The organism is Stenotrophomonas sp. (assembly GCF_032061965.1).
Taxonomy (GTDB): domain Bacteria; phylum Pseudomonadota; class Gammaproteobacteria; order Xanthomonadales; family Xanthomonadaceae; genus Stenotrophomonas.
In genome coordinates this window covers 19,407-45,695 of the sequence record NZ_DAMBEF010000005.1, presented here as the reverse complement: position 1 = coordinate 45,695, position 26,289 = coordinate 19,407, and the positions used below count along the sequence as shown (strand labels likewise).

The 26,289-nt window shown below is 62.8% G+C and carries 27 protein-coding genes and 2 pseudogenes; 16 read left to right on the top strand and 13 right to left on the bottom strand.

Annotated elements, in window-relative coordinates; all coding sequences use genetic code 11:
- Positions 1 to 193: 193 nt before the first annotated feature.
- Entirely contained in the window at positions 194 to 1,480 is a 1,287-nt protein-coding gene (locus RT460_RS03905; RefSeq protein WP_313317277.1) for an MFS transporter, read from the bottom strand.
- A 180-nt stretch (positions 1,481 to 1,660) separates the two neighbouring features.
- Here RT460_RS03905 and RT460_RS03900 point away from each other — a divergent pair, with 180 nt between their 5' ends.
- The 8 genes from RT460_RS03900 to RT460_RS03865 all read left to right on the top strand — a co-directional run bounded on the left by RT460_RS03900 (position 1,661) and on the right by RT460_RS03865 (position 8,348).
- Positions 1,661 to 2,458, top strand: coding sequence for a GntR family transcriptional regulator (locus tag RT460_RS03900; protein ID WP_313317276.1), 798 nt, complete (start codon positions 1,661 to 1,663; stop codon positions 2,456 to 2,458).
- Positions 2,455 to 3,738, top strand: coding sequence for a 3-isopropylmalate dehydratase large subunit (locus tag RT460_RS03895; protein ID WP_313317275.1), 1,284 nt, complete (start codon positions 2,455 to 2,457; stop codon positions 3,736 to 3,738). The genes RT460_RS03900 and RT460_RS03895 overlap by 4 nt, the downstream gene beginning before the upstream one ends.
- Entirely contained in the window at positions 3,735 to 4,232 is a 498-nt protein-coding gene (locus tag RT460_RS03890) for a 3-isopropylmalate dehydratase (RefSeq protein ID WP_313317274.1), read from the top strand. Before RT460_RS03895 ends, RT460_RS03890 begins: the two co-directional genes overlap by 4 nt.
- The gene (locus RT460_RS03885) at positions 4,229 to 5,071 is read left to right on the top strand and encodes a hypothetical protein (RefSeq protein WP_313317272.1); all 843 of its coding nucleotides are present in this window, start codon (positions 4,229 to 4,231) and stop codon (positions 5,069 to 5,071) included. Before RT460_RS03890 ends, RT460_RS03885 begins: the two co-directional genes overlap by 4 nt.
- A gap of 250 nt (positions 5,072 to 5,321) precedes the next feature.
- The gene (locus RT460_RS03880; protein ID WP_313317270.1) at positions 5,322 to 7,253 is read left to right on the top strand and encodes a CocE/NonD family hydrolase; all 1,932 of its coding nucleotides are present in this window, start codon (positions 5,322 to 5,324) and stop codon (positions 7,251 to 7,253) included.
- Between the two features lie 17 nt (positions 7,254 to 7,270).
- On the top strand, positions 7,271 to 7,465 hold the full coding sequence (locus RT460_RS03875; RefSeq protein ID WP_313317269.1) for a hypothetical protein: 195 nt from the start codon (positions 7,271 to 7,273) through the stop codon (positions 7,463 to 7,465).
- A 159-nt stretch (positions 7,466 to 7,624) separates the two neighbouring features.
- A complete protein-coding gene (locus tag RT460_RS03870; RefSeq protein ID WP_313317268.1) occupies positions 7,625 to 7,876 on the top strand; it encodes a hypothetical protein in 252 nt (83 codons plus the stop codon).
- 127 nt (positions 7,877 to 8,003) lie between these two features.
- Positions 8,004 to 8,348, top strand: coding sequence for a BON domain-containing protein (locus tag RT460_RS03865; protein ID WP_313317267.1), 345 nt, complete (start codon positions 8,004 to 8,006; stop codon positions 8,346 to 8,348).
- Between the two features lie 229 nt (positions 8,349 to 8,577).
- Here RT460_RS03865 and RT460_RS03860 read toward each other — a convergent pair whose 3' ends face one another.
- From RT460_RS03860 to RT460_RS03815, 10 genes and pseudogenes are all read right to left on the bottom strand, one after another.
- On the bottom strand, positions 8,578 to 8,709 hold the full coding sequence (locus RT460_RS03860; protein WP_313317266.1) for a hypothetical protein: 132 nt from the start codon (positions 8,707 to 8,709) through the stop codon (positions 8,578 to 8,580).
- A gap of 180 nt (positions 8,710 to 8,889) precedes the next feature.
- A complete protein-coding gene (locus RT460_RS03855; RefSeq protein WP_313317263.1) occupies positions 8,890 to 9,648 on the bottom strand; it encodes an energy transducer TonB in 759 nt (252 codons plus the stop codon).
- Positions 9,645 to 10,067: a TonB system transport protein ExbD gene (exbD, locus tag RT460_RS03850; RefSeq protein WP_313317261.1), complete on the bottom strand. Its 423-nt coding sequence runs from the start codon at positions 10,065 to 10,067 to the stop codon at positions 9,645 to 9,647. The genes RT460_RS03855 and exbD overlap by 4 nt, the downstream gene beginning before the upstream one ends.
- An 11-nt stretch (positions 10,068 to 10,078) precedes the next feature.
- On the bottom strand, positions 10,079 to 10,792 hold the full coding sequence (exbB, locus tag RT460_RS03845; protein ID WP_313317260.1) for a tonB-system energizer ExbB: 714 nt from the start codon (positions 10,790 to 10,792) through the stop codon (positions 10,079 to 10,081).
- A gap of 59 nt (positions 10,793 to 10,851) precedes the next feature.
- Positions 10,852 to 11,241 carry a YbaN family protein gene (locus tag RT460_RS03840; RefSeq protein WP_313317259.1) on the bottom strand — a complete coding sequence of 130 codons (390 nt, stop codon included), beginning with the start codon at positions 11,239 to 11,241 and terminating at the stop codon, positions 10,852 to 10,854.
- A 58-nt stretch (positions 11,242 to 11,299) separates the two neighbouring features.
- Complete coding sequence (locus tag RT460_RS03835) at positions 11,300 to 11,914, bottom strand: biliverdin-producing heme oxygenase (protein WP_313317258.1); 615 nt, start codon at positions 11,912 to 11,914, stop codon at positions 11,300 to 11,302.
- An 18-nt stretch (positions 11,915 to 11,932) separates the two neighbouring features.
- Complete coding sequence (locus RT460_RS03830; protein ID WP_313317257.1) at positions 11,933 to 13,381, bottom strand: surface lipoprotein assembly modifier; 1,449 nt, start codon at positions 13,379 to 13,381, stop codon at positions 11,933 to 11,935.
- A 227-nt stretch (positions 13,382 to 13,608) separates the two neighbouring features.
- Positions 13,609 to 14,376, bottom strand: a complete 768-nt coding sequence (locus tag RT460_RS03825; RefSeq protein ID WP_313317256.1) for a Slam-dependent surface lipoprotein — start codon at positions 14,374 to 14,376, stop codon at positions 13,609 to 13,611.
- Positions 14,377 to 14,455: 79 nt separating this feature from the next.
- Positions 14,456 to 17,179 carry a TonB-dependent receptor gene (locus RT460_RS03820; protein WP_313317255.1) on the bottom strand — a complete coding sequence of 908 codons (2,724 nt, stop codon included), beginning with the start codon at positions 17,177 to 17,179 and terminating at the stop codon, positions 14,456 to 14,458.
- Positions 17,180 to 17,253: 74 nt separating this feature from the next.
- Positions 17,254 to 17,607: pseudogene (locus RT460_RS03815) on the bottom strand (transposase); the annotation flags it as partial.
- An 855-nt stretch (positions 17,608 to 18,462) separates the two neighbouring features.
- Here RT460_RS03815 and RT460_RS03810 point away from each other — a divergent pair.
- Complete coding sequence (locus RT460_RS03810; protein WP_313317254.1) at positions 18,463 to 18,870, top strand: DUF4279 domain-containing protein; 408 nt, start codon at positions 18,463 to 18,465, stop codon at positions 18,868 to 18,870.
- Between the two features lie 181 nt (positions 18,871 to 19,051).
- Here RT460_RS03810 and RT460_RS03805 read toward each other — a convergent pair.
- A pseudogene (locus RT460_RS03805) lies at positions 19,052 to 19,174 on the bottom strand (IS110 family transposase); the annotation flags it as partial.
- A gap of 945 nt (positions 19,175 to 20,119) precedes the next feature.
- Between RT460_RS03805 and RT460_RS03800 the strand changes: the two are divergent.
- The 6 genes from RT460_RS03800 to RT460_RS03780 all read left to right on the top strand — a co-directional run bounded on the left by RT460_RS03800 (position 20,120) and on the right by RT460_RS03780 (position 22,689).
- Complete coding sequence (locus tag RT460_RS03800) at positions 20,120 to 20,521, top strand: hypothetical protein (protein WP_313317253.1); 402 nt, start codon at positions 20,120 to 20,122, stop codon at positions 20,519 to 20,521.
- A gap of 52 nt (positions 20,522 to 20,573) precedes the next feature.
- On the top strand, positions 20,574 to 20,957 hold the full coding sequence (locus RT460_RS03795) for a lysozyme inhibitor LprI family protein (protein ID WP_313317252.1): 384 nt from the start codon (positions 20,574 to 20,576) through the stop codon (positions 20,955 to 20,957).
- A 69-nt stretch (positions 20,958 to 21,026) separates the two neighbouring features.
- Positions 21,027 to 21,413 carry a YbjQ family protein gene (locus RT460_RS03790; protein WP_313317251.1) on the top strand — a complete coding sequence of 129 codons (387 nt, stop codon included), beginning with the start codon at positions 21,027 to 21,029 and terminating at the stop codon, positions 21,411 to 21,413.
- 56 nt (positions 21,414 to 21,469) lie between these two features.
- Positions 21,470 to 21,820, top strand: coding sequence for a hypothetical protein (locus RT460_RS03785; protein WP_313317250.1), 351 nt, complete (start codon positions 21,470 to 21,472; stop codon positions 21,818 to 21,820).
- 138 nt (positions 21,821 to 21,958) lie between these two features.
- Positions 21,959 to 22,297: an excalibur calcium-binding domain-containing protein gene (locus RT460_RS19515; RefSeq protein WP_345785080.1), complete on the top strand. Its 339-nt coding sequence runs from the start codon at positions 21,959 to 21,961 to the stop codon at positions 22,295 to 22,297.
- Positions 22,298 to 22,356: 59 nt separating this feature from the next.
- Entirely contained in the window at positions 22,357 to 22,689 is a 333-nt protein-coding gene (locus RT460_RS03780) for a low molecular weight protein tyrosine phosphatase family protein (protein WP_313317249.1), read from the top strand.
- A gap of 36 nt (positions 22,690 to 22,725) precedes the next feature.
- Here the strand turns inward: RT460_RS03780 and RT460_RS03775 are convergent, their stop codons facing one another.
- A complete protein-coding gene (locus tag RT460_RS03775; protein ID WP_313317248.1) occupies positions 22,726 to 23,391 on the bottom strand; it encodes a DUF2306 domain-containing protein in 666 nt (221 codons plus the stop codon).
- Positions 23,392 to 23,670: 279 nt separating this feature from the next.
- On the opposite strand from RT460_RS03775, the gene RT460_RS03770 reads away from it, so the two are divergent.
- Positions 23,671 to 25,857, top strand: a complete 2,187-nt coding sequence (locus RT460_RS03770; RefSeq protein ID WP_313317247.1) for a TonB-dependent siderophore receptor — start codon at positions 23,671 to 23,673, stop codon at positions 25,855 to 25,857.
- The last annotated feature ends 432 nt before the right edge of the window (positions 25,858 to 26,289 follow it).

The following is a 26,289-nucleotide window of genomic DNA, read 5'->3' as shown; positions in this document are numbered from 1 at the left end:
GATTCCTGCTGGAGGAGCGGCGTAAACTGCGAAGCATGCACATCATCCGATGACGTGACCATCCGTAATTTCAGCAATATCAGCTTCGCGGATTACACCAGCCTTGCGGCCGCCTCCCAATTCCCGGGTGCGCTGCGCTTACCCGGGCTACGGTGACAGCGCGCCGGCGCGATCTGCTGTGGCGAGCGGGGTGTCAAACCAATCCACGCACCACGGCGGAATCCTGCCCCGGCGCCTGCTCGCCCTCGCCTGACGCAACAGCAAACGCCAGGCGCCGCTCATCACGTACAAAAAACGAAGCCAGCAGCCCAATCACCACCAGCACTGCGATCACCGTGAATGCAACGTGGTAATTACCGAAGTGATCGAACATCACCGCCGTCAGCCAGATGCCCAGACCGGCCGAGGTGGCATCCATCAAGGAGATGGTGCCGAGGATTTTGCCTGCCGCGCTCAAGCCGAACGCCTCCACGATCTGCAGCTGCAGGATGGCGTACAAGCCACCCCAACCCAGCCCCATCACGATCAGGCCGGTCCATAGCAAGCCCGGCTGCTGTAGGGCGATGATCACTGCGCCCACAGCCATCAAGGCCACGTTGCACACGAACACCTTCTTCGATGTGGTCACGTCGGCAAGAAAGCCAAACAGGAACTTGCCCACCATGCCCAACCCAAACAGCAGGAACATGCCATTGCCTGCCTGCTCACCGTTGAAGCCCAAGTCCTTCATGTTGAGGATCAGGTGCGAAGACAGCGACATGATTCCCCAGAACGTGGTCACCGCCACCACCGCCAGCGCCCAGAAGGTACGGGTGCGCAATGCCTGGCCATAACCGAGATCGGGCAGGTTGCTGCAGCTGCCCGGCACGGGGCTGCTGCTTGCCTCACCTTCGCCCCAACGGCGCAGCCCCTTGCCATCGGGCGATCGCACCAGGGCCAGGCACAACACGAACAAGGCCACCGGAATCACCGCCATCAGCAGGAAGCTGCCGCGCCAGCCGTGCTCGGGAAGCAGGGCGATGATGATCTTGGGCACCAGCATGCCGCCCAGGCTGCTGCCGACCAGCGCGATGCCCAGTGCGGTGCCGCGGCGGGTCTGGAACCATTGCGAGACCATGATTACCGCCACGCTCAGGCCGCTGCTCACCACCACCGCTGCGAAACAGACATGGATCAGGTAGACGTGGGCAATGGAATGCACCTGCGAATAGGCCGCGTACAGCACCGCCAGCAGCAGGCTGCCGAACAAGGCCAGGCTGCGCACGCCGATACGGTCGATCAGCGCGCCGACAAAGGGCGACATCAGCGCCGCCAGCAGCAGGTTGAACATGTCGCGGAACTTGAGCTGGCCACGGCTCCAGCCGAATTCATCCAGCAGTGACGGGTCGAAGGCAGTGATCCCGGTCATGGTCATGCCATTGGAGATCGCAAGCATCAACATGGCCACGATGCAGATCAGCCACGGGTAGAAACGTTTCATCGGCACACCTGTTACGGGAGGGGTGAACGGGGAACGCATGCCACTACAACAATGTCCGGACAAAGAATGGCACAGTCCGGCCTCCGGATGTAGCCGGCGGGGCAGATTGCGGCGCCGGTCAAATATAGTTATATAGATATATCATTAAGATTATTCTGAACCGCAGCCAGAACCATCGCCTTGGATCCGTTCACCACCCAATCCCTGGAGGGCATCCTCCGCCGCGACGTGCACGCGCCGCTCTATCACCAGCTGCAGGGTTTCCTGCGCGGGCTGATCGAGCGTGGCGAGATCGGCGACGGCGAGCAGTTGCCCCGCGAGGAAGAACTGGCTCGCCGCCTGCGCATTTCGCGGGTAACCGTGCGTCAGGCCCTGCAACTGCTGGCCGATGACGGCCTGCTGGTGCGCCAGCGTGGCCGCGGCACCCGCGTGGTCGGCGGCAAGGTCCGCACCTCCACCATCCCCATGCCGCTGAAGACGCCGCTGGGCGAGCTGATGCACAGCCTGGACACGCTGGCCGGCAATACCCAGGTGCGCCTGCTCGGCTGGGAACGCGTGGTGCCACCGGAACCGATCCGCGAGCTGTTCGGCAGCGCCCCGGGCGAAACCCTGGTGCGCTGCGTGCGCGTACGCAGCCGCCACGGCCATCCGTTCGGCTATTACGCCAGCTGGACCCGCACCAACCATCCCGATTTCAGTGCCGAGAACCTGGCCTACGGCTCGCGCATCGACCTGTTCCGCCGCTGCGGCATCAATGTGATCAAGGTCCAGCAGACCGTGTCGGCCATGCGCGTGGGCGCGCTGTCGGCCATGCACCTGCAGATGTCCACCGGCCAGGCGGTGATGACGCTGGAGCGGCGCTCCTTCGATGCCAACCAGCAACTGCAGGATCTGCTGGAAATCCAATACCGCCCGGACCAGCTGCGCTACCAGATGCGCCTGGACTATGAAGCCAACAACCCGGAGACGTCTGCTTGAGTGCGACTGTGAGTGCAACGCTTGCTGAGAAAATCCTCGCCCGTGCCTGCGGGCGTGAGGCCGTGCGCGCCGGTGAAATCCTCACCGCCAAGCTCGACCTGTTGATGATGCACGACTCCGGCGGCCCCCGCCGCGTGGCCTCGCGCCTGGAAAAACTCGGTGCCAAGGTATGGGACCCGAACAAGGTGGTGGTGGTCTCCGACCACTTCGTGCCCGCCGTGGACATGGAAAGCGCCGACATCCTGGCGCTGACCCGCAAATGGGCGCAGGCGCAGGGCGTCACCCATTACGACATGCTCGGCATCTGCCACGTGGTGCTGCAGGAACACGGCCATGTGCAGCCTGGCATGTTCTGCGTGGGCGGTGACTCGCACTCGCCCAGCGGCGGTGCCTTCGGTGCCTTCATGGTCGGCATGGGCGCCACCGACATCACCGGCGCGCTGGTCACCGGCGAAGTCTGGCTGCGCGTGCCGCAGACCACCCGTGTGCAGTTGGACGGCATGCTCGCTGCCGGCGTCAGCGCCAAGGACGTGATGCTGATGCTGTGCGGCCAGTACGGCATGGGCAACGAAGGCCAGGTGTTCGAGTACGGCGGCAGCGCGGTGCAGGCAATGCCGATGCACGAGCGTTTGACCCTGTGCAACATGGCCGCCGAACTGGGCGCGGAAACCGGCATTGTCGAACCCGATGCGACCACGCTGGCCGCATTGGAACAGGCCGGCAAGCCCTTCTACGGTGACCTGGCGCAATGGCGCAGCGATGCTGACGCCAACTACCTGCATCACTACCGCTACGACGCCGCGCAGATCGCGCCGCACGTGGCTGCACCGCACAGCCCGGCCAATAGCCGGCCGGTGGATGAGCACGGCAAGGTGCACATCGACCAGGCCTATATCGGCGCCTGTACCGGCGCCAAGCTTACCGACCTGCGCATGGCCGCCGAAGTACTGAAAGGCCGCAAAGTCGCCAAGGGCACGCGCCTGTTGATCGCCCCGGCCTCGGTGGCGATGACCGCACAGGCGGCTGCCGAAGGCACGCTGGCCACGCTGACCGCTGCCGGCGCCATCCTGCTGCCGTCCGGTTGTGGTGCCTGCGCTGGCATGGGTGCCGGCATGCTCAGCAGTGGCGAAGTGTGCATGTCCACCACGGCACGCAACTTCAAGGGCCGCATGGGCTCGGCCGAGGCGCAGGTCTACCTGGGTTCGCCGTACAGCGTGGCGGCGGCCGCGGTGAAGGGCGAAATCTGTGATCCGCGCGAGCTGCTGGGAGAAAGCGCATGAACGTCCGTGGCAAGGCCTTCGTCTTCGGCGACCGCATCGACACCGATGTGCTGGCGCCCGGCCCCTATATGCGCGAGCCGATGAGCGTACTCGCCAGCCACTGCCTGGAAGCGGTGGACCCGGCATTCGCCAGTGAAGTGCAGCGCGGCGACATCGTGGTCGGCGGCGAGTCCTTCGGCATTGGTTCCTCGCGCGAACAGGCGGTGCAGGCACTGGCCGAGCTCGGCGTGGGTGCCATCATCGCCAAATCCTTCGCGCGCATCTTCTATCGCAACGCGCTCAATCTCGGCGTGCCTGCACTGGTCTGTGCCAATCTGGAAGCTTCCCGTGGCGATGAACTGGAAGTGCGCCCGGTGGAAGGACGCATCATCAACCACAGCACCGGACGCGAATTCAGCTGCGAGAAGATCCCCACCGAGCTGATGGAAATCGTCGCCGGCGGTGGCCTGATGCCGTGGCTGGAGCGCAAACTGGCTGCGGAGCGCCGCACATGAAACAAGGCATCATCCACGCCACCTTGATCGCACCGGACCTGCAGCAGGTCTGCGATGCCTATGCCGGGCAGTTGGCCCTGCAGGTGCAACAACAAGGCACACTCGGCGCCGACGATGCAGCCGCACTGGACCTGGCAGACCTGGCCAGCGCACCGCTGGCCTGGCTGGCCAATAGTGCAGGCGAACCGGTGTTGCGGGTGATCGAAGATCCCGCTGCGGTCGTCGCTGAGCCGATGTACCGCCACGGCTGGTTGTCGCTGGAAGTGCTGGTGGGTGACATCGACACGCTGGCTGCCGGCCTGCAGGCCCCTTTCAAAGTGCTGGGCGCTGCCGCCAACCTGGAGCTGAGCGACGCCATCCGCGCCGCGCAGGTGCTGGGCCCTTGCGGCGAGCTGTTGTATCTCACCCAGATCAAGGCGCAGGTGCCGCCGTTCGATCTGCCAATGACGGATGCCACGGTAGCGTCCACCTTCATCGGGGTGATGACGACGCCGGATCGTGAGGCCTCACAACGTGCATGGTCGGCCTTGCTTGGCGCCAAAGGCTGGGCCTTCGATACCAAGATCACCGTGCTCAATCGTGCCTATGGGCAAGCACTGGAAGGCCGCTTCCCGGTCGCCGTGGTGCCGATGCCGGGGCAATGCATGGTCGAGATTGATCAGGTGGAACTGCCTGCTGCAGCCAAGGTCCGTCATGCCGGTCAGTACAGTCTTGCGCTGCGTTTGCCGGCAGTGGAGGACAGCGTGCTGCGTGATGCGGGCTGGGAAGTGAATTCGGTTTGCGCGCGCCGCAGCCTGTGCGGGCCGGCTGGGGAGCATGTGGAGTTGCTTGCTGGGTGAGTTTTGGGTTGAAGCGTAGAGCTTTGGGAGCCCCCCTCCCCAGCCCTCCCCTGCGCTACGCGCAAGGGAGGGGGCTGATTGCTGCGCAGGGTCAGGTCAAGGCGTTCCGCCGTTACCCCCTCCCTTGCGCGTAGCGCAGGGGAGGGTTGGGGAGGGGTGCCTTTCGCATCTGCCCATGACCTTTGCCATGTGTAACCGCCGCTACACAGGCATAGCGTCAGCGTTTGCCCAACGCGGATGAGGTCGAGCAATGCGGATCCAGATCCTGGCAGCAGCCATCGCCGTCGTCTGCGGCATCGGCATCGGCATCGCCACAAGCGCAGCGGCGCAGGTCTCACCGATGACGCCGGACATCACCGGCAAGAAGTTCGTCGCTCCGCAGCCCGCCCGTGATTTCGACAAGCGCGAAGTGATGATCCCGATGCGCGATGGGGTCAAGCTCTACACCGTGATCATGATCCCCAAGGGCGCACACAACGCGCCGATCCTGTTCACCCGCACCCCCTATAACGCAGCCGGCCGCGTCGACCGCACCCCGGGCGCGACGCGGCTGGTCGACGCCCTCGCCCAAGGCGATACGGTGTTCGCCGAAGACGGCTATATCCGCGTGTTCCAGGACGTGCGTGGCAAGTACGGCTCCGAAGGCGACTACGTGATGACGCGGCCACCACGCGGTCCGCTCAACCCCGGCAAGATCGATCACAGCACCGACGCCTGGGACAGCATCGACTGGCTGGTCAAACACCTGCCCGAGTCCAACGGCAAGGTCGGCATGCTGGGCTCATCCTATGAAGGTTTCACCGTGGTGATGGCGCTGCTCGATCCACACCCTGCATTGAAAGTAGCCGCACCGGAAAGCCCGATGATCGATGGCTGGATGGGTGATGACTGGTTCCAGAATGGCGCCTATCGGCAGGTAAATCTGGGCTACTTCACCGGCCAGATGACCGCACGCGGGCAAGGCGCAAAGATCGCCATGCCTGGCGCTGATGACTACAGCAGCTTCCTGCAGGCCGGCTCGGTCGGTGCCTTCGCCAAGGCCCAGGGTCTGGAACAGATACCGGCCTGGCACAAGGTCAGCGAGCATCCGGCCTATGACGCGTTCTGGCAGCAACAGGCATTGGACAAGCTGTTGGCCAGGCTGCCCGAAATCACCGTGCCCACGATGTGGGAACAAGGCCTGTGGGACCAGGAAGACATCTATGGCGCGCACACCGCCTGGGCCGCGCTGGAACCCAAGGACCACGACAACACCCGCAACTTCCTGGTGATCGGGCCGTGGCGGCACAGTGGGGCCAACTACAACGGCAGTTCACTGGGCGCTTTGGATTTTGACGGTGATACTGCACTGCAGTGGCGGCGCGATGTGCTCAAGCCGTTCTTCGACCAATACCTGAAGGACGGCGCGCCGCCCGCCAACACACCACCGGTATGGGTCTACAACGCCGGCAGGAACACCTGGGATACCTACAGCAACTGGCCGCAGAGCTGCAGCCAGGGTTGCAGCGCCAACCCGCAGCGGGTGTATCTCAACACTGACGCAACGCTTGGCACCAGCAGTGCAGCAGGTGACGCACAGTACGTCGAATACATCGCCGATCCTGCCAAGCCGGTGCCCTTCGTGCCGCGCCCGGTCAACATGGGTGACCGCGATGTCTGGACCACCTGGCTGGTCCGCGATCAACGCTTCGTCGATGGACGTACCGACGTGCTCACCTATACCGGCCCGGTACTGGACAAGCCGATGAAGCTTGCCGGCATTCCGCAGGTGCAGTTGAGCGCTTCCACCTCCGGCACTGACAGCGACTGGGTGGTCAAGCTGATCGATGTCTACCCCGACCAGTACCCGGACAACCCGAAGATGGCCGGTTACCAGTTGCCATTGGCGATCACCATCTTCCGCGGCCGCTACCGCGAGAGCTTCAGTGATCCGAAGGCGATCACCGCCGACACACCGCAGACCTACCGATTCGATCTTCCCAATGTCAACCAGACACTGCAGCCTGGCCACAGGTTGATGGTGCAGGTGCAATCCAGCTTGTTCCCGCTGTATGACCGCAATCCACAGCACTATGTGGAAAACATCTTCTTCGCCCAGCCCAGCGACTACCGCAAGGCCAACCAGCGCATCTGGAATACCGGCGAACATCCCAGCTTCATCAGCCTGCCGGTAGTGAACTGAAAGCAGCGATGGATCGGATGACACGCCTGCAGCGCAATGCAGGCGTGTTGCCCGGCTCTTTGCATCGGCTGTGCTATAGCCAAGGCAGGCAAGAACGCCTGCAACATGGAGCAGCCGACATGAAACCCAGAAGGCTCAGCAAACGCAACATCATCCTGATCGGCGTTGCGATCATTGCATTGGTGCTGATCATGTCCATCGCACCCTGGTGATTGTTAAGGACACGTGGCACAGCGCGACACAGTGCACGCGCTGTGCCTCGCGTGTAGCGGCCAACATCGCTTCTGCGCATTCAGTCATTGTCGCGGGTGTCACCGCCCGCTATAGATGAATGGACCGGTTCGGGGGGATCGCATCGCGGAGAACATGCAATGGCTGACGTGAAACTGTTCCTGGAAGGACCTGGCCAGCAACGCCGACAGGTAACGCTGCTGGCAACGGAATCCAGGCAGGTAACCAAGGGAAGTTTTGATGGACGGCGCGTCGCCACTGCAGGTGCCAGCAAGATCTGCTTCCATACGATGATCGACGAGGACGGAAACATTGCCCGGCAGGTCGACTTTGATGGATACCGCTTCAAGTTCAACGGTTCCAATCTTGCATGGGATCTGGTGATCGCCTGAATCCGGGCACGTCTGCACAGGGCCTTTGCATGCCGTGCACCCGCCCATCACCGGATGCAGGCATCGGCTTAATTGCAGTGCATGCACTATCGATCCTGAGCATCATCGCTCTGATTGGAGACTTGCCATGAATATCCGCAAGACGAAGCAACTGCTATGCGCAGGTGTCATCGCGTTGAGCTTTGCCGGCGCGGCTGTCACGGCGCAGGCTGCTGGCCAGGCCATGCAGGGGCATGATTCCGAGCAACCGGGTACCGATACCTGGATCACCACCAAGGTGAAAGCCGAGCTGCTGACCACCAAGGATGTCTCTGGCCTCGAAATCAAGGTGGAAACCGTCAATGGCGTTGTCACGCTGAGTGGAACGGTTGCCAGCCAGGCCGAAGTTGACCGGGCGGTCACTGCGGCGAAGGGTGTCGAAGGCGTCAAGAGCGTCGACAGTTCGGCATTGACGGCGGCTGCGGTGCGTTGATCCCAGTGCGCAGTCATCAATGAGCGGCGCTATCAGGCGCCGCTCTTCTTTTTGGGAGGATTGTCGCCGGGAGCCTTCTTTTCAGGCGGCAGCTTGCTTGTATCGGGTTGGTGCGGCGGTGGCTCCCTGACCGGCACGGGTGGTGCAGGATCGTCACGGCCTGGGTCGGGCGGCGACGAGGCGCCCCGATGAATCGGGACGCCGCGATGTCGCCGTACGGTGACCAGGCTCACTCTTCCTCTTCGTCGTGCGATGGATTCTTCTTCGGCTGCTGCTGGCCCGGGTTCTGCTGGGCGTGGCGTTGCTGCGGATCAAGTGGATCCTGGACATCGCGTTGCGGGTTGTTCTGCTGACTGGACATCGAAGTTGCCTCAGTGACGCAGCAGGTAGTGCTGCGAGCGCAGGTTCGCCCCACAAGCGTTAGCACCAGGTTTGAAATCCGTTCGTCGCGCCATGGACCTGCATGAATTCGGTTATCCGTTCATCGACCGCTGTGCTTTGTGTCAGCCACGCCAACGCTGCCGCCCCGTCAGGAGCACGCCTAACGGAGCAGGAACTGCACCGGAGTAGTTACATCGATCTCGCGACCCACCACGTCAGCCGGTGGTGGCGGTAGCGGGCTTGCGCGCAGGACAGCCGCCACCGCTTCTTCGTCCAGCGCGCTGTGGCCGCTGCTACCGGCCAGCCCTGCGGACAAGACCGTACCACCGCGGTCCACGGTGTATCGCACCTGCGCAACGCCCTCATAGCGCCGGCGCTGCGCCGCGCGTGGGTAGCGTTTGAATGCCTGCAGGTGACCCAACAGGCGCGATTGCCAGTCAGCGAACGCCGCGGTGCTGGCCCCTACGCTGGAAGCGGGTGCCGCCGTGGAAGTGGCAACGCTCGCCTCGCTGTGTGGCGGTGCGCTCGCCTGTGCAGATTGGGAGGAAGACTGCGCAGGCTCAGCCAGGGCTTCGCGCGCATCGGCCCGTGCAGTGTCGTGCTGCGCGACCGCAGCCGGCGCAGGTGTCGTCGGCAGCGGCGGCATGATGGGCGGCGTTTCCGCGCTTTCACTCGCCTCGGCGGCCGCAGCGTCCTGCTGCAAGGGACCGGGGGCGAGTTCGCTGCGCATGGCATCTGCTGCAGTGGGTTGAGGTGCCAGCTCCAGCATCACGGCCTGCGGCGGACTGCTCGGTACCACCGGTGACCGATCGCGCGGCCAAAGCAGATATACGCCGATCAACAATGCATGCACCAGCAGCACCGCAATCAGACTGGCGGCCCAACGCAGCGCAGGCGGCATGGGTGACCTTGCCGTCATTGCCTGCCCTGCTCCTGTGCAACCAGCGCAACCTTGAGATAGCCGGCCTGGCGCAGGCGGTCCATCAACTGCATCAGCTCGCCATAGGCAACGCGTTGGTCCGCACGCACGAACACGCGTTGCTCGCGGTTGCCTCGTGACAGTGCATCAAGCCGCGGGGCCAGCTGCTCCGGGGCAACGGACACATCATTGAGGCTGAGCGTGTGGTCAGCCGCCAGCGTGAGCTGGATAGGTGCCTGCGGCTCCGGCTGTGCCTGCAAGCTGCTTGGCGGTAGCTCCACCGGCAACGACACCGTCGCAAGCGGTGCCGCCACCATGAAGATGATCAGCAGTACCAACATCACGTCGATGAAAGGCGTGACGTTGATCTCGTGGTTCTCTTCCAGCTCGTCCGGCTCTTCACGGTGTCTACGCGGCATCCGAGGGCTCCTCAACGGATTGCATCAATGCCGGAATCCGAAACCGGCATGGCTTGGCGGTCCAGATCACGCGAGAACAAGCGCTCCACGCCGGCGGAGAGATCCCCCAACTCGGCGCGTGCGGCAGTCAGGCGGCGTCCAAAGTAGTTGTAGATAACCACCGCCGGGATCGCCGCACCCAAGCCAAGCGCGGTTGCCAGCAAGGCCTCGGCAATACCTGGCGCAACCACCGCCAGGTTGGTGGTATTGGCACGGGCGATGCCCACGAAACTGTTCATGATGCCCCAGACCGTCCCCAGCAATCCCACGAAGGGCGCGGTTGCACCGATCGTGGCCAGTACGCCGGTGCCACGCCGCAGCTGCCGTGCGTAGGCCAGTTCGGTGCGCTCCAGCCGCGAGGCCAGGCGCTCCTTTATCGCCGCTTTGTCGCTCAGCCCGCCCGATTGCTGCAGTTCCTCATGGGCCTGGTCCAGCAAGCTGCGCCCGATGCCCGCATCCAGCACATTGGCGTCTGCCAGGTGCACGGCCTGTAGTACGCCGTTGCGCGCATGCCGGAGCTCACGCTGCGCCGCGCGCAGTTCGGCGCCCTTGGCCAGCAACACGGTCCAGGTCAGCAATGAGGCAAGCGTCAGCACGATCATGATGGCCTGAACCACCGTGTCGGCATGCGCGAACATCTGCCATGGGCTGAGGTCGGGGGGGAGTTGGGTTGTCACGGACGACATGAGCGATCCAGTTGAAAGGGAATGGGAGGTGCGAAAGCAGCAGATTGTTGGCGCCGTGCTCAAGGCTCCGGCTCGGGCTTGCGCCAGAGCCAGAGCAGGACGCACGCCATGCAGAAGACGATGAAATACACACTGGGCCGATGCGGGATGGTCAGGGCAGCGAAAGCGCCAGCTGTGCTCATCGACGCCAATGCCGCCCATTTCGCCCGGCGTGGCAGCTTGCCGCTCTGCCACTGCAGCAACAGCGGCCCGAGCAGCCGGTTGCGCAGTATCCATGCATGCAGACGGGGCGAACTGCGGGCGGCCGCCCACGCTGCCAGCAACACGAATTCGGTAGTCGGCAGGCCCGGTGTCACCACGCCGACGAAGGCAATGCCCAGGCACAACACCGCAAGCAGCCGCAACAGCGCACGTTGCAACCTGCCACGCCGCGGCGTGCCGGAATTCATGCTCAGCGGCCGCATCGCATGACGCATCGGAGCCACGTGCTACATGCCGTGCCGATGTTCATGCCCGCGCATCCGCGACCTGGGGCAGCTCGCTTTCCACGTAGCCACGCACGGTGACAAACGCGTGGCATGCACCCTCGATGAGCTGTTGCTCCTGCATGTCATCCATGACAATGCTGTCCAGTGCGTGGGTGAACTGCCGCCAGTGCCGCGCTGCGCCCTCAGGATGACCCGCCAGGTGGCCGGCGCCAAAGCCCCTGTGCAGGCCCAACTGGTCGCGTGCCATCTTGAACAGCACCGCCCCGCCGAGGTTGGAACCTTCGGCCACGTACAGCCAGCCCAACGAACGCCAGATGTCCTGGCCCAAGGTCGCCGGCGGCGCGGTCGAGCCTGGCACCCTCTGGCCGAGATCAGACAAGTCATTGGCGATCTTCAGCAGTCTTGCGCGCTCACCCAATGCAGGCACCAACGCAGCCAATGCCGCATCGGCATACAGGTGCTCGATGTCGCGGTGGAAACGGTACTGCACGCGCAGGAAGCCTGCGAAGTGCTCCTTGCTGGCGAAAATATCGGCAGCCATGATGCGCTTGTCCAGCGCGTCGTGTGTCTGGTGCGTTGCGGATTTCAGGCGCTGACTGCGCGGTACCTTCAGGCTGACGATGGGCTCGTTCATGGGGCTCTCCGGGGAGGGTCAAAAAACACGTTCCAGCTTCAGGCTGGCAACGTTCTTGTCGTAGCTGTACAACCAGCCCACATTGCTGCGGGTTACGTTGCGGCGGAGGGTCAGTACCGGCACAAAACCGGCCATCGCCCAGCGGCTGGCTTTGATCACCAGCGTGTAGTTCTGCTCGATGTCTTCGCGCCGCCTGTCCACCGCTGCATTGAAGGCGTCGTGGCGGCGTTCCCGCAGCGACACCATCGCCGTGGTGGCCACGCCTTCGGGCCATTGCAGTACCGCTCCTGCGCGCAGGCCGCGCTGCAGATAGGCGTTGACGTGCTGACGCGCGCCGCTATCGGCAACATCGGCACCGGCAAATAGCGTCCAGCGCTGGCTCAACGCGTTGAAGTAGGTAAGCGACAGCATGTTCACGCTGCCGTCGTAATTGCCCGCAAGACTGTCATTGCGGTACCGCAGCGCCTTGCTGTCAGCTTCGAGCCGAAGCAGGTGGCGCGGCCGTGGCGTCCAGCTCCACTCGGCATGTACACCCCAACCGGCATACAGGGTCTGCGCACCCCAACGGTAGTAGTCGAATGTGGGCGCCAGCGACACCCGTTGGCGGGCGCTGCGATAGCTGTAGCCCGCCTGTGCGGCGAAGCTCGCCTCGTTGTATTCACCCGCATCGCGATAGACCTGCCCGTACAGCAGGGAGCGCATGTACACGCCGTGGTGCCCCGCCAAGGCGACGCGCTTTCCCAGTGTGGCGTCGTATTCGATCCCCTCGCCGCTGACCGCGGCCGGTGTCTGCCGGTCCAGCAGGCATTCGTCGCCAAGTTGATAGAGGCAGATGCGGCTGGCTGAGCTGCGATTGAGATTGTCATTCCATTGCGGGCCAAGTGCGAAGGAGCCCTCGATACGAGCGCGGTTGCGCAGCGCCTGCTGGAACAACGCCACGGTCTGACGCACCCCGGCATTACGCGGATCCTCCACCGCCAACGATGCCTGGATGCTGTCAAACAGCGACCGCGCTTCAACATCCTGCTGGTCTTCGAACAAGGTACGCGCCAACTCCAGCCGCGCCAGCATGAAATCCGGCTGCAAGGCCAGCAGCGCGGTGAACTCGGCAATGGCCTGCGCGTGCTGGGCGTCGGACCGGTACAGCATCGCCTGCGCGTAGTGCAGCAACAGCGGATCGCGATCGGGGAGCTGGCGATATTCCTGCAGGAAGCCACGGGCCAAAGTCCATTGCTGCCGCGCCAGCATCAGGTACAAGGCCTGGCCAACATCATTGGCCGTGCTCTCGACGCGATAGGTTTTGCCCTCGACCGTCAAGGTTGGGCGGTCTCCATCCGTGGCCTGTTCCAGCAGCTGCTGCTCGCGTTGCAGTGCCTGCTGTCGAGCGTCCTGCTCCAGCAGGCGACGGGTATCGTCCTGGCCACATGCCGAGCCCACTACCAGCATCAGCAACAGCAACGACGGCATCTGCAAGCACGCAAGTGCCCGGGCAGCACAACAGCGGCTTGCGCTACGCGCAATCCGGCCAGGCGCCAGTCGTGAGTGGATCGGGTACATCGTTGTTGCCGGGTCCGCCGTCATTCAAGGCCAAAAGCAGGGGTGGCAACCGCCAGCCCCTGCCATTCATACAAAGTCATCCGCGCTCCTTGGGGTATCACGCAGCTGCAGCTGCCCTTGCCTGGGGAGATGGAGGATCAGTTCTTGCTGCCGCCGAATGCGGTGTTCTTGCTGGTATCGGCAAACTTCACCGTGCCGGCCACGGCCGAGGCGCCGGTGCCGAAGAAGTCACCGTTCAAGCTGCCGTTGCTCCCGGCAACACTGGTGACACCGACATTGCTGGCACCCAGCTGCACGCGTGCACCGTTGACCGAGATGGTGCCGCCGGTGAAGTTGATGTCACCGCTGGAGCTGGCCTTGTACGTGCCGAAGTTGGCGGTCAACGTGCTGGTCGGCAGGCTCGCGCCGGTGCCCGAGTAGGCGTTGTTGATCGACTTGACCGTATAGGTGGCGGTACCGGTGGGCAAGGTGGTGGCTACATTGCCCGCTTCGCCGGCGTAGTAGGCGGTGTGCTGTGGGCTGGAGGTGCTGCCAGTGTTGGACCACTCACCGAAGTACACGGCCTGGGAACCGACCTGCGCAAAATTGAAGTAGCCCAGGCTGGCGTGGCTGGGCGGCATCATCGCGGTGGTGATGCGGGTGATCTTTGGGTCGGCGGCGGTACCGGCGCCACTGGTGGCACCCATGCCCTGCAAGCCGGAGAAGCTCACCAGGGTGCCACCGTAGAACGCCTTCACACCAATGGCAGGGTCACCCTTCTGACCGCCATGATCGTCCGAAGGACCACCGCTGCCACCCAGGGCGACATAGCTTTCGTTGGTGCTGCCAAAGCGCACGTCGGCGTTGGCTGCACCAGCGACGGCGCCCAGTGACAAGACGAGCATCGACAAACCGATAATCTTCATCATCAAACTCCACAGTTGGGTTGGTGTTGCAAGGGTTGGGGACTCCCTTCCCCGCTGTTTCTGCTCCGTTGTGCGGTGCTCAGAACCTGTAGCCCAGGCTCAACTTCAAGGTGCGGCCCGGCGCGGCCAGTGCCGAACGCGTCAATGGGTCGATGTAGTAGAGGTTGCTCAGGTTGGTGCCGATCAGCTCGATGCTCATCGCCTCGTTAGGCCGGTACGACACATACGCGTCATAGGTGAGGATGCGGCCCCATTGCATGGGCGTATTGGCGTAGTACGGCACCATGGTTTGTGTGCCGTAGTTATCCTTGTAGGGGTTGTCGAAAGCGCTGTAGTAGACGCCACGCGCACCCAGCTCCAGGCGCTTGTCCAGCAGGCGGATGCCCACGGCGGTGTTCACCGTCCAATCCGGTATGGCCTGGGTCACCAGGTAGCCGCCAACGAAACCTCCATCGACGCAGTTCTTGACCGCGCCGAGCAGCGGCGAAAGCTGTACGGCCGTGCTTTCGTCGCAGACGCTGTTCTCGAACGTATGCGCCGCGCTGAGATCAACGAAGAACCGTCCATTGTCGTAGCGGCTCTGCATCTCGACGCCGCGGATGGTCTGCTTGTCGATGTTGCTGAACATCAGGTTGGGGCTGCGTTCGATCACATCGCGGGTACGGTGGTGGTAGTACGCCAGTTTGAAATCTGCGTGACCGTCCTCACCGGTATGCAGCAGGCGCGACAGGTCGTGCACATAGCCCAACTCGTAGCTGTACACGTGCTCTGGCTTGAGTTGCGACGAGGGGATGGATGCCGAGAACCCCAGCGTGGTTTCGAACATGCTCGGATAGCGGCGGGTCTGGTTATGCAGCAGATAGATGCGGGCATCGTCATTGAGGTGGAATGCAGCCGACAGCGAAGGTGCCCAGTCACCGCCCTTCCTGTGCTGGGCGGCATTCAATTGCCGCATCGGTGGCGCGTCCTGCAACTGGGTGGAGCCGCGCGATGCGCTGGCCATCTTGTAGTCCACGCCATCCAGGCTTCCATTGAGGAAGATGTTGTCAGCACGCGAATAGCGGCCGTTCTCGTCTGCCAGCCAGAGGCTGTCATGGCGCTGGTTGAACACGGTGAAGTCCATGGCGTGTTCGAGCTGGTCACCGCTGTAGCCATCGGCGATGAACTGGTCGCGCAACGCCTGGATCTGTGCGGCACTCAACGCCGGGTCGGCGGTGTAGTAGCTCATGCCGTAATAGGTGTACTCGCTGCGCTGGCTGAAATTGGTGTAGCCAGCCGCATCCATCCGGCGTACGAAGTCATCCACCGCCCAGAATGATTGATAGCGCAGGCTGCCTGCGACATTCAGGCGGTCGCTGGGCTGCCATTCCAGCTTCATGCTGAACTCTTTCTCGGCGCGCCGGCCTGCGCGCGGCAGCATGCGTGAGGTGGCATTGATGGCCGTGTCCCAGTAGCTGTCATCCGAGCGCAGCGATTCGTGCTGGTAGCTGCCGGCAAGCGTCAGCTGGATATCGTCTGCCAGCGCGAAGGCATTGCTGACGGTGATGCCCTTGCGGGTGTTGTCCGCGTTGGCAACCGCGGTGTTGCGCAGGTAGTTGCTGTTGACGTTGCGGCCACCGGTTCCGCTGGCATTGGGCTCGATGTAGCCACTGGGGTCATTGGGCCGCCCACCGCTGCTGTAGGTATCGCTGACGGTATCGGTCTGCCAGAGGTTGGCGTACAGGTCGATCCAGCGGCTGCCCTGCGGCTGCCAGCGGTACTCGAGGTTATAGGCCTTGGCGTCAACGCGGCTCAATGGCCATTGCGGCACGCCATTGGTGGAGGTGTCGACCCAGGCGATGCGCGAGGGCATGATCTCGCCGTAGTGCGACAGGGTGTCGCGCAGGCCTAGCTGCACAACCTGGTCATCGCTGATCCGATAGTTGAGTTTGCCCAGCCAGGATTCCATCTGGCTCGAGGTGTTGGGCACTTCATCGCCGGGCCGGTAGATGTTGGCCAGGAAGGGGATGTAATCCCAACCATCGGTCGCAGGCTTGGAGTAGTAGCCGGCGTCCTTCTTGCCGGCAAAGTGGTTGCCCTTCTCGCGATAGGCGTACGCCGCCAGGACGTCCACACGTTCGCCGCGCCAGCCCAATGCAACGCGATAGGCCTGATCATCGCCCGACAGCAGGTGGTTGCTGCCATCACCACGTGGCTTCACGTACAGGCTGGGGTCGTAGTAGTTCCAGGTTGCGGCTGGCCAACCTTCGATCTCACGCCAGTTCTGACCGGTCAACAGCGTGGGGATGCGTGGTGAAACAGCGTTGTTGCTGCCTTCCAGCTTGACCTCGCCACCAAAGCCTTCGCCCTCGCCGAGGATGTCGCCGACGTCGAGGGTGTTGATCACCACTGCGCCGCCGACCGATGTATTGACGTTGCGCTGCAATTGCGGCCCCTTGATGACCTGGATGCCGCCGATCAGGTTGGGGTCGATGTAGTTGCGGTTGTTGGCGCCCATGTATCCGCGCCACACGGTAAGCGCCTGCTCGGTGCCGTCGATGCTCACCGGGATGCGGCCCGGGCCCTGGATGCCACGGATATTGGGGTCCAGGGCACCGCTGTTGCGGGCATCGCCGCTGTAGACGTTGGCCATGCCCTTGAACACGTCCGCCGGCGCGGCCCCCTTGTAGCGCTCTATCTGCTCCTTGCCGGCATAGACCGAGGAAAGATCCAGGTCATACACCGCGTCGCCGCCCTGGCGGTCGCGCTCCGCGCCCTGCGATGCGCCGACGCGCTGGCCGGCGACATTCAAGGTACCCGTCACTACGCCATCGCCCGCAGGCACTGCCGACGCTGCGCGGCTGACCACCACCGTGCCCGGCTCGCGCCACTGCCAACTTGATCAACCGACTTCACCGGCACGAAGCGCATATTGCCCTGCCGCGCAGCGGTGGCGATGGCTTCTGCATCATTGCGGTCATTCTTGGTGGTCTGGCTCTTGCGGAACGGCTTGACGAACTGCGCGGCAATCAACTTTGGGCGCAGGCCGTGCTCCAGACAACGCCTGGCCCAGGCGTGGGCGCCACTGCAAGCTTCCATGGCCACCACAGTCCCTACCGGGACCTGTAACAGCCATTGGCTGAAGGCTTCACGATCAAGATCCCGGCGCTGAACCACCCGCCCGGCCGCATCCAGCGTACAGGTCGAGAATCTCGCTTTCGCCAGATCGATTCCTATGGTTATAGTGCCCATTGGAGACTTCTCCTTCGCGCTGATTGAGTGTCAACCCAATCATGGCCCTCGAGGCCGAACGGCGATGCCGTCGAAGGGGAAGCCTCCTTTTTACTCATTCAAGCCGACACCGCTTCGCGGCGCGGCTTAATTCAGGTGTTAGAGCCCTTTGGAGACTTGGCAGCCCATTACAGTCGTTGAGCTTGAGGCGCTGGTTGTCGATCAGCTTCGCAACTGCTCGCCCTCCCAGCAAGTTGCATTTGCCTCCTATCGCGTACCTTTCTACTCAGTCGCTTTCCAGCGCGGCCGCGCCTTGGAGCAGGTCCTTGTCGTTGCGGAGTTGCCATCCGGCTTGCTCTACTACGAGGACGTTGAGGAGGGATTTGAGGTCGGGGCGCTAGATGCTGACGGCATCCTGCAGGGCCATGGCTGCAACCAGCTGGAGTTGGCTTATGCGTTATCGAGGGCAGGGCTCTAACGATTCATTCAAGCCGACGCCGCTTCGCGGCGCGGCTTAATTCCGGAGTTAGGCGGCGGTGGACTGGGCTGGCCGGCCCTTCTGCTTTCGGCAGCAAGATCGGCAAGTCACCGGTCGGCTCCGGGTAGCAGTTCCAACTGTTCCTGGCATCGGCAAGCCCGCCACTTCGTCCTACGCTTCACTGCTCTGCCGCAATCATTTCATCGCACTTCGGCGGCAACGCTCGGCAAGGTTTTCAAGGCAAGCTCCAACCCGCAGGCTGTGGCATGATCGGCTCACGTTGGGTTGCACAAGCAAGGCAGCATTGGTCCGGGGTCGGTAGGTGGCCACAGCCGCCTAACAGTTCATTCAAGCCGACACCGCTTCGCGGCGCGGCTTAATTCCAAGGTTAGGGCCCAATGGGAGCAATCAATCATTCTGTAGCAACACTCCGGCTCTTCGGTGACGATCTGGCGCCTGATGAGATAAGCGCATTGCTAGGCGCAGGCCCAACCGTGTCGTACCGGAAGGGTCAAGAACTCGTCGGTAGCAAGACCGGAGTCGTGCGTATTGCCAAGACCGGGAGCTGGCGGCTTAGCGCGACTCGTCGTGAGCCTGAGGACCTGGAGGCGCAAATCTTCGAGATCCTTGAGCAACTCACCCAGGATCTCAACGTGTGGGAGTCACTGGCCCGGTTCCAACCCGATTTGTTCTGCGGCCTTTTCATGGGTAGCAGCAATGACGGCCTACCTCTCTCGGCAAAAGCTTTGCTCTTTCTCGGGCAGCGCGGTGTTGCACTCGAGCTGGACATCTACGATGTCGGTTAACAAAGGTCCGGCGTTGACCCCAACAATTCCGTAAGGAGCTTCCCGTCAACTCCGGGTGCATGATGTCCTTGCCTTTCGCGTGAGGCATAAACGCATCCTCGGTTGTTGTACCGTTACCACTGTTCGCCAGTTCGCCAGTTCGCCAAGCATTCCAAGTATTGCCAGACCGCACTTCCGTAAACAGCCATTGGCTGAAGGCTTCACGATCAAGATCCCGGCGCTGAACCACCCGCCCGGCCGCATCCAGCGTACAAGTCGAGAATGTGGCTTTCGCCAGGTCGATTCCTATGGTTATAGTGCCCATTGGACACTTCTCCTTCGCGCTGATTGAGTGTCAACCCACTCATGGCCCTCGAGGCCGAACGGCGATGCCGTCGGGGGTAAGTCTCCTTTTTACTCATTCAAGCCGACGCCGCTTCGCGGCGCGGCATAGTTCCAGGGTTAGGCGCTTAAAGGAGACACATGGATACGCTTATGACGTCTGGGCTGGTTGGCGGTATCGCCGGTGGATTAGCTGTGCTTCTTCTTGCATTCCTGATTCCTCGAAAATCATGTCCCAAGTGCAAGACGTTGCTGCCTAGATTCCGCAAACCATCCAGCACACGTGAAGCGATGCTAGGCGGCTGGAGATGCCCCTCATGTAGCGCAAGAATTGCTCGTGATGGTTCGCCTCTGTCCAATGACACCCTATGACAGATGCGTCTGAAAATTCATTCAAGCCGAAGCTGCTTTGCGGCGCGGCTTGACTCAAGCGTTAGGCCGCTATGGAGAAAGTAATGGGGCGTCAAAGAACTCGATCACTGCTGATAGGGTCTCTCGTTTGGATGTTGTTGATAGCCGGTGGCGCGTGCATTACCTATCCGTCTATTGGCCCCATTGCGGTGAGCATTGAGCCCAATCCGTTCTGGACTGTGGTTGCTACTGGCAACCCGACGGCACCGTTCCAGGTTGGGCTCAAGACCGCCTCTTGGCTAATGTGGTGTCTGGCTCCAATCTCAGCCTTATGGCTGCTGGCATTGGTGTTCACGCGTCGCCAGCCTGGACGCTCGGCCTGATAGGTCCGCAAGGTGCTACCCATCAACGCCGGGCACAAGTTTCCTTGCACTTCACCTGCGCCGACTATAAGGCGATCCCCCTGCTGGCCAGCCTTGCCGATGCAGGTAATCATTGGCAGAGTGACTGGCGCCGGCGCCCCCGGTCAGCGCCAAGCTGCAACACACTCTGCGTTGCGCAACGGAAGGACGCCTGCATGCGACTCACTGACTCTCCTCATCCCATGGCACTCGCCCCAGCAGCCCGACGTTCGTCACTGCGACACGCCTGGCGTATGGGCCTGCTCGCCCTTGCCGTCGCCTGCCTGTTGACCGCTTGCGGCAAGCCAGTGCCTGCGGACAAGCAGGACTATGTAGGCAGCTGGGAATCAGCGACCACTCTGCTGGTCATCGATGCCAGCGGACGGGTCATCTACAAGCACCAGCCCAAACCTTCGGTGAGCAAATCGCTTGATGCACCCATCAAGGCATACGAAGGCAATGATTTCGTCGTCGGTGTTGGGCCGGTGTCGACGCGCTTCGTGGTATCCGTGCCGCCGCATCAGGAGGGCGACCGCTGGAAGATGACGGTCGATGGACAGGAGTTGACCCGCCGATGAGTGCGGGCCGCGCGCTTCTGCCTGACCAACACCACGCTGCACAGGCTCACCCATGATCAAGCGTCTACTTCCCGCATTGCTGATGCTGCCGGCACTTGTCTGGGCGCAGCCACCCGATTACCAGCACGCCTACAGTGATTGCCTGGAGCGCGCAGGTGGTGCGACGAACGGCAGCGTGGATGCCTGCTCCAGCAGTGTGTCGGCTGATGCCAAGGCCGAGATGATCCGCTTGTATCGCGGCATCTACCATGATCTGGCAACTGACAACCCCGACGATGCTGCCGCGCTGGACCGTGCCCAGAAAGCCTGGCTGGTCTATCGCGACCTGCACTGCAATCTGGCCGGCGCACACGTTGGTTCACCGATGTATGCGTTCTGCCCGATGCAACTGAACATCCGCCGGGTGGATGAGCTCCGCGAACTGGCCGGGCAATGAGGCAAGCGCCTCGCCCGCATCTCCAGCCAGGCTTCCGACATTCGACAACGCACGTTCCCAGGACCTGATATGACAGACCCGTACAACTCTTCCGCCAGTCGCGGCACGGCCGTCGTCCTGAGCGATGCGATGGTAACCACCGCACTTGAGCTACCCGGCTACCGTTGCGTGCGTAACCTCGGCCTGGTACGTGGCATCACGGTGCGCTCGCGTTCGGTGATCGGCAATTTCATTGGTGGCCTGCAGACGTTGTTTGGCGGCAACATCACCATCTATACGCAGCTGTGCGAACAGGCGCGCGAAGAAACCTACCGCGACATGGTGACCCATGCCCGCCAGCTCGGTGCCAATGCGATCATCGCCGTGCGCTATGACGCGACCGAGTTGATGAGCGGCCTCACCGAAGTGCTGTGCTACGGGACGGCGGTGGTGGTCGAGCCAACATCCGAGCGTTGATTGCCCACTGCCGTAGCAGATCCATCCCAAGCCCATGTTTCACTGCCGATAAGCCGATGACACCCTTTCATGGATCCCGCGCGTGGCACCACAAGGCCCTGGCCGCGGGCACGTTGGTCATCATCCTCTGTATTGCCTGCAATCCAGAGCTGGCCAGTCTGGTCCCGTTGCTCGATGCCTATGGCCTGGACGTACTGCTCTGCCTTTTCTCCGCGCAGGTGACGGTGATCCTGGCCGATGTCGTACTGCCTTACCTCCAGGTACTGCACCAGCGTATGGGCAAGCCGCTGTTGCAACCTGTTTCACAACTGGCGTTCGCCGCCTGCGGTGGCTATTTGCGGCAACTGTGGTGGCACACGGCAAGAGCAAACAACCTGCCATTTCGCCGTCTACGCACCCGCAGCTGAGTTTGCCCAGGCCAGCGCCCCATCTTCACCGGAAACGTTTGCTGCGGTCATGGGGTAGGATCGGACTTCCGCGGCGCCCCCACCGGCCCGCGTGACGCATCAGGGGGCTGTGTGCGATCACTTTTCTCAGGTTGTGTGATGACGCTCATGATGGCTGCATGCGGGCCAGCGGCGGCGCATAGCGGAGGTCTCAACAAGGACGGTTGCCATACCAACCGCAGCACCGGCGACTATCACTGCCACCGAGGGGCTGGCGCCCCTGCTTCGTCCCGACCCACTCGACCATCACAACAGTCGTTCTCACCGACCACCGTAGCACCGGCCCGGTCTTCTGCCGGAACACGGGCATTCGCAAACTGTGCCGAAGCACGAGCAGCAGGGGCTGCGCCGGTCCGTCGCGGCGATCCAGGCTACGGGCCACATCTGGACCGCGACAACGACGGGATAGGATGTGAGCCCTATCGTGGACGGCGCTAGCCCTTTGTACGCAGTAGTATCGTTCCTGTCGCAGCAAGCTCCCAACCCAGCAGCCACCCATGCCACGCAACGTACTGTTCATCTGCAGCCAGAACCGCTTGCGCAGCCCCACCGCCGAGCAGGTATTTGCCGATTGGCCGGGCGTGGAGACGCTGTCTGCCGGGTTGGGCAACGACGCCAGTACCCCGGTCGCGCCAGAGCTGCTGGCCTGGGCGGACCTGGTCTTCGTGATGGAAAAGGCACATCGCAACAAACTGTCGAAGAAGTTCCGCGCGCATCTGGGCGGCAAACGCGTCATCTGCCTGGATATACCTGACGACTACGACTACATGGACCCGGTACTGGTGCAGTTGTTAAAGCAGAAAGTGAGCCGTTTCCTGCCTGTTGGCTGAGCCTCACCAGCCTCGATCGCCGCACGCGCCGATGCTTCAGGGCAACGGGGCCGCACCCGTTGCAGTGCTGGAACGAGCGCTCCGCCAGCCTGCACAGGCGGCAAGTACCAGCGCGTGCAACAGCAAGGGAATCGTCCAACTGCCCCACAGCAGCAACGCAATCGCGTCAGGCGTGGGCGCTCGACCACTGGCTATCCATGCGGGCAACAGCAGTCGGAACAGCACCGGTGCCAAGGTGACCAGGTAGGCACGCGTCATCCAGCGCCGATGACGGGTGATGTTGCCGTGGCGGATGCCGATCATCGCCACCAGCGCCGTGACCAGCCAGGCCAGCGCCGTGCCGGCGAAGGCAGTGGTGATCGCGGCTGGGGCTGGGGAGGTGGCAATCAGGCCAACCGCTGCCGCACAGGCCACCAACATGCCGCCGATATAGGTGCGGCCCAGCCAGCGATGCAGGCGCGGCCGCGCCTTGGGCCAACGGGTGAGGAACTGCAGCGGCCCCAGCACGATGCCGAGCACCCCTCCGCCGATATGCAGCCACAGCCAGCCGCGCCGTGCCCAGTACATCGTGTAGTGCTCGGGATCGACCCGCTCGTACTGGGCGTGGATAGCCAGCAGGAAGTGCACGCTCAGGCCAGCCATTGCCAGCCACAACAGTCCCCATCCCAGCCGCTGGAGGGCCCGGGAGTTGGAGGAAGGCATTGGAACTGCATTGGGCATGGGGCCCGCCTCGGCTCGTGTTGGGCCAAGCATACAAGGCCGATCACATACGGCAGATCAAGGGAAGCCGGCCCCGCTGCCAGCCTCCGGTGACTCAAATCGAGACATCGACGCCGAGGATCTATTGCAAAATGCGAATCATTCGCATTTAATTTCGCAATAAGAACGCCACTTGCCTGAGCGTAGTCCACACCCGCTGCCTAAACGGGTGCCCCGCCCCGCCGTGGCCCATCCGTTGCTACCACTCATTCAGGCATCCACATGCACCCCACCCGTACTTCCCGCCGCCCGGCTGCCGCCGCTGGCCTGTCGTTCCCATCGCGCATTGCAAGCAACACCCTGAAAGCGGCCATCTGCCTCGTCCTGGCGGGCAGCACTGGTACGGCGATGGCCGAAACGGCGGCCGCAGAGGCGGCTGCCCCGGCAGCTGACAACGACACCGCGACCCAGCTGGACACGGTACGGGTGGTTTCGCAGCGCGCGAACCGGGTCAGCAATGGCGCCACCAACCTTGATCTGGACATCAAGGAGACCCCGCAGTCGATCAGCGTGGTCAGCACGGAACAGATGCAACAGTTCGGCATCGACAACATCAACGATGCGCTGCGGCTGGCCACCGGCATCCAGGTGGAAGAATGGGAAACCAACCGCACCAACTACGTCGCGCGCGGCTTCGATATCAAGAACACGCAGATCGACGGTGTGGGCCTGCCCAATGACTGGGGCATCGTCACCGGCGCGATGGATGCGTTCGGCTACGAGAAACTGGAAGTCATCCGTGGTGCCAACGGCCTGCTCACCGGTGTGGGCAATGCCTCGGGCACCATCAACTACGTGCGCAAGCGCCCCACCAACGAGGCCAAGGGCCAGTTGGGCGTCAGCGTGGGCTCCTGGGGCAAGCGCCGCGTCGAGGTGGACTACACCACACCGTTCACCGAGGACGGGCGTTGGGCCGGTCGCGTGGTGGCCGCGCACGAAGACGGCGACTCCTACCTGCGCGACTACCAGAACGACCGCAACTTCTTCTACGGCGTGGTCGATGGCCAGATCGGCGACAACGGTACGTTGACGGTGGGCTACTCCTGGCAGAAGGCCGACAGCGACCACAACATGTGGGGCGCGCTGACCTTCAGCAACAACGACGGCAGCCAGGCCGAATGGGGACGCAGCGCGTCGACCACGCAGGACTGGACCTACTGGAACACCAAGACCGAAACCGCCTTCGTCGAATACACGCACCAGCTGGGGGCCGACTGGCAGGCGAAGGCAACGTACAACTACCGCAAGGCTGCCAGCGACGACCAATTGTTCTTCGCCTACACCATGACCGGGCTGGACCCCGTCACCGGTGCGGGTCTGATCGGTTGGGCCTACAAGGGCATCGATGCGGGCAGCTCGCATCTGGGCGATATCACCGTGAACGGGCGCTTCCCCCTGTTTGGACATGAGCAGGAAGCAACGTTCGGCTTCAGCGTGGGCAAGAGCGACCAGACCAACTGGGATCACCCGATCCAGAATCCGTCCAACCTCAACCCGGTCGTCTTCCCCTATCCCGGCAATGCCATTGCAGAGCCGGAATGGGGTGCGCGCCACAAGGCCAGCTGGACCAACCAGCGCCTGAAGCGCGGCTACGGCGCCGCCCGCCTCACCTTCACCGACCAGTTCAAGGCCGTGCTTGGCTTCAACTGGGCCGAGTACCACCGCGATGGCAACAATGGTGAGGCGTTCAACCAGACCGAAGACCACATCAGCCCCTACGCGGGCCTGACCTGGGATTTCAGCGACAAGGTGCTGGGCTACATCAGCTATTCGGACATCTACCAGCCGCAGGACCAGTACGACATCAACCTTGTCTACCTGGACCCGACCAAGGGCGTGAACTATGAAGTGGGTGTCAAGGCCGAATGGCTGGACCGTCGCCTGCTTACCACGCTGGCGCTGTTCAAGGCCAAGCAGGAAAACCTGGCCACCTCCGGCGGTTATGACGAAACCAACGCCAAGTACTGGTACTACGGCGTGGACGTGGAGTCCAAGGGCGTGGAATTCGAAGCCACCGGCAAGCTCGACGACAACACCAATCTGGTGTTCGGCTACACCCAGCTGAAGATGAGCAACCAGAACGGCGGCAGCACCTACACCTGGGTACCGCGCCGCACTGCAAACCTCATGCTGACCTCGCGCCTGCCCGCCTACGAGGCGTTGTCGTTCGGATTGGGGGGCCGCTGGCAGAGTGATATCTCCGCCACCGACATCTACACCGGCACTGTCGTGCGCCAGGGCAGCTACGCCCTGCTCAATGCTTTCGTCGCCTGGGATGTACTGCCCAATGCAACGGTACGCGCCAACGTCAACAACCTGACCGACAGGAAGTACATCAACAGCCTGTATCAGATTGGCTACTACGGTGTGCCGAGCAACTATCAGTTGAGTTTCGACTGGCGCTTCTGATTTTCCGGGTCAAGAGAACGCCGGGTTCTGTTTCTTGTTGTTGCGGTTGCTTCCCCCTCTCCCCAACCCATCTGCCGCGAGGGGCGAGGGACTTTGAAGCTCAGCGGTGCGGGACTTGAAACAAAGCCGCGCATGGAAGCTGCGGTGTTGATGTTGCAGTGGCCTCCCCTCTCCCCTTGCGGGAGGGGGTGCCCACCGGGCGGGAGAGGGTGCTTTGAGGATTTCAATCGAGATCCCCGGCGCCCCCTCTCCCCAACTCCTCTCCCACAAGGGGAGAGGGGCTTTGAAGCCCTGCGGTGCCGGGCTTGAAAGCTCAGCCATGCATGGAGGCTGCGGTGTTGATGTTGCAGTCCCCCTCTCCCCTTGTGGGAGAGGGTGCCCACCGGGCGGGAGAGGGTGCTTTGAGGATTTCAATCGAGATCCCCGGCGCCC

Excerpts from the sequence above, each read along its gene's own strand:
- RT460_RS03905 (WP_313317277.1), bottom strand. The coding sequence starts at position 1,480 with ATGAAACGTTTCTACCCGTGGCTGATCTGCATCGTGGCCATGTTGATG.
- RT460_RS03890 (WP_313317274.1), top strand. The coding sequence starts at position 3,735 with ATGAACGTCCGTGGCAAGGCCTTCGTCTTCGGCGACCGCATCGACACC.
- RT460_RS03885 (WP_313317272.1), top strand. The coding sequence starts at position 4,229 with ATGAAACAAGGCATCATCCACGCCACCTTGATCGCACCGGACCTGCAG.
- RT460_RS03880 (WP_313317270.1), top strand. The coding sequence starts at position 5,322 with ATGCGGATCCAGATCCTGGCAGCAGCCATCGCCGTCGTCTGCGGCATC.
- RT460_RS03875 (WP_313317269.1), top strand. The coding sequence starts at position 7,271 with ATGACACGCCTGCAGCGCAATGCAGGCGTGTTGCCCGGCTCTTTGCAT.
- RT460_RS03870 (WP_313317268.1), top strand. The coding sequence starts at position 7,625 with ATGGCTGACGTGAAACTGTTCCTGGAAGGACCTGGCCAGCAACGCCGA.
- RT460_RS03865 (WP_313317267.1), top strand. The coding sequence starts at position 8,004 with ATGAATATCCGCAAGACGAAGCAACTGCTATGCGCAGGTGTCATCGCG.
- RT460_RS03860 (WP_313317266.1), bottom strand. The coding sequence starts at position 8,709 with ATGTCCAGTCAGCAGAACAACCCGCAACGCGATGTCCAGGATCCACTT.
- RT460_RS03855 (WP_313317263.1), bottom strand. The coding sequence starts at position 9,648 with ATGACGGCAAGGTCACCCATGCCGCCTGCGCTGCGTTGGGCCGCCAGT.
- exbD (WP_313317261.1), bottom strand. The coding sequence starts at position 10,067 with ATGCCGCGTAGACACCGTGAAGAGCCGGACGAGCTGGAAGAGAACCAC.
- exbB (WP_313317260.1), bottom strand. The coding sequence starts at position 10,792 with ATGTCGTCCGTGACAACCCAACTCCCCCCCGACCTCAGCCCATGGCAG.
- RT460_RS03840 (WP_313317259.1), bottom strand. The coding sequence starts at position 11,241 with ATGAATTCCGGCACGCCGCGGCGTGGCAGGTTGCAACGTGCGCTGTTG.
- RT460_RS03835 (WP_313317258.1), bottom strand. The coding sequence starts at position 11,914 with ATGAACGAGCCCATCGTCAGCCTGAAGGTACCGCGCAGTCAGCGCCTG.
- RT460_RS03830 (WP_313317257.1), bottom strand. The coding sequence starts at position 13,381 with ATGCCGTCGTTGCTGTTGCTGATGCTGGTAGTGGGCTCGGCATGTGGC.
- RT460_RS03825 (WP_313317256.1), bottom strand. The coding sequence starts at position 14,376 with ATGAAGATTATCGGTTTGTCGATGCTCGTCTTGTCACTGGGCGCCGTC.
- RT460_RS03810 (WP_313317254.1), top strand. The coding sequence starts at position 18,463 with ATGGGAGCAATCAATCATTCTGTAGCAACACTCCGGCTCTTCGGTGAC.
- RT460_RS03800 (WP_313317253.1), top strand. The coding sequence starts at position 20,120 with ATGCGACTCACTGACTCTCCTCATCCCATGGCACTCGCCCCAGCAGCC.
- RT460_RS03795 (WP_313317252.1), top strand. The coding sequence starts at position 20,574 with ATGATCAAGCGTCTACTTCCCGCATTGCTGATGCTGCCGGCACTTGTC.
- RT460_RS03790 (WP_313317251.1), top strand. The coding sequence starts at position 21,027 with ATGACAGACCCGTACAACTCTTCCGCCAGTCGCGGCACGGCCGTCGTC.
- RT460_RS03785 (WP_313317250.1), top strand. The coding sequence starts at position 21,470 with ATGACACCCTTTCATGGATCCCGCGCGTGGCACCACAAGGCCCTGGCC.
- RT460_RS19515 (WP_345785080.1), top strand. The coding sequence starts at position 21,959 with ATGACGCTCATGATGGCTGCATGCGGGCCAGCGGCGGCGCATAGCGGA.
- RT460_RS03780 (WP_313317249.1), top strand. The coding sequence starts at position 22,357 with ATGCCACGCAACGTACTGTTCATCTGCAGCCAGAACCGCTTGCGCAGC.
- RT460_RS03775 (WP_313317248.1), bottom strand. The coding sequence starts at position 23,391 with ATGCCTTCCTCCAACTCCCGGGCCCTCCAGCGGCTGGGATGGGGACTG.
- RT460_RS03770 (WP_313317247.1), top strand. The coding sequence starts at position 23,671 with ATGCACCCCACCCGTACTTCCCGCCGCCCGGCTGCCGCCGCTGGCCTG.